Genomic DNA, 1030 nt, shown 5'->3' with positions numbered 1-1030 from the left:
ACCCTTTTAAAATAAGGCTTTTGACCTGTTAAAGTCCGATGTTAGTGCAAGAAAATAGGATTGGGACTTTCAAAAACCTTGCATTATCCTTCTTGTAGTACATAGCTTGGTACAAAAAACAATGGCAACAAAGCCCGAAACGACCGGCTCCTGACTCCTGACTCCTACCCCCAGGAAAAACTTTTTCAGCAGACCCCACTTATAATAAATGGCCGCTCAAAAACCCAAACTGTATAGAGGTATGGCAAAATGTCTAACGAAACCGTCACCTATTCCCTAGAATCGGTCCTTAAGGAAATTAAAGACAGCATCAAGGAAGTCAATCAGAAAATCGATACCCTGCAAAGAGATGTAAATGATTTAAAGGTAGGACAAGCTAAACTAACTGAGAAAGTCGAAGAGATGGATAAAAGACTAGAAAAAGTAGAAAATGAGCAATACACTCTAGTTAAGGCTATTTCTGACCTACAGGGTTTTCGAGGTCTGATTGTCCCTATCCTTATCGGTGCCATGAGTGCCGCTATCGGTGCAATTATCACCGTTGCTATCAGAATTCTTTTCCTCGGTAACAATCCCTAAAATTCTCCAGTCTCACACCCCGAAAACTATTGATAACTTTAGGAGTCTAGCAAATGTCTAACGAAACTATCACCTATTCCCTAGAATCGGTCCTTAAGGAAATTAAAGATAGCATCAAAGAAGTCAACCAGAAAATCGATACTCTGCAACAGGATGTCAATCAGAAAATCGACTCCCTTGAAAAACGGATTGACGAGAGATTTGACAAGGTGGAGGACCGGTTGACGAAACTGGAGATAGGCCAAGCTGATTTAAAAGGCGATATTAAAGTATTAGACGAGAAAATCGAGGGATTAACGGTACGGGTTGCTTATCAGGAGTTCACCAACCGGGGGATTCTGATAGCTTTGGTGGTTGCTGTCTTGGGAGGTGCTGCTAAACTTTTTGGTTTTTTCCCTAATCCCTAAAAGTGGCTCCTAGAAAAGGTTACAGCCTTTAGGATTCTAATAAA

2 protein-coding genes are annotated in these 1030 nt (G+C 41.0%); both read left to right on the top strand.

What is annotated here, in order from left to right:
- Nucleotides 1–249 precede the first annotated feature (249 nt).
- A complete protein-coding gene (locus O9332_RS14375) occupies nt 250–579 on the top strand; it encodes a hypothetical protein (RefSeq protein ID WP_002759400.1) in 330 nt (109 codons plus the stop codon).
- Between the two features lie 53 nt (nt 580–632).
- Nucleotides 633–986 carry a DUF4164 family protein gene (locus O9332_RS14370; RefSeq protein ID WP_002759401.1) on the top strand — a complete coding sequence of 118 codons (354 nt, stop codon included), beginning with the start codon at nt 633–635 and terminating at the stop codon, nt 984–986.
- Nucleotides 987–1030: the final 44 nt, after the last annotated feature.

It is taken from the genome of Microcystis sp. LE19-10.1B (assembly GCF_027530565.1).
GTDB lineage: Bacteria > Cyanobacteriota > Cyanobacteriia > Cyanobacteriales > Microcystaceae > Microcystis > Microcystis aeruginosa.
Note: the sequence above shows the minus strand (reverse complement) of the source record. Positions and strands in the feature narration are given on the sequence as shown.

Coding starts and splice junctions, on each gene's coding strand:
- O9332_RS14370 (WP_002759401.1), top strand. CDS start 633: ATGTCTAACGAAACTATCACCTATTCCCTAGAATCGGTCCTTAAGGAA.
- O9332_RS14375 (WP_002759400.1), top strand. CDS start 250: ATGTCTAACGAAACCGTCACCTATTCCCTAGAATCGGTCCTTAAGGAA.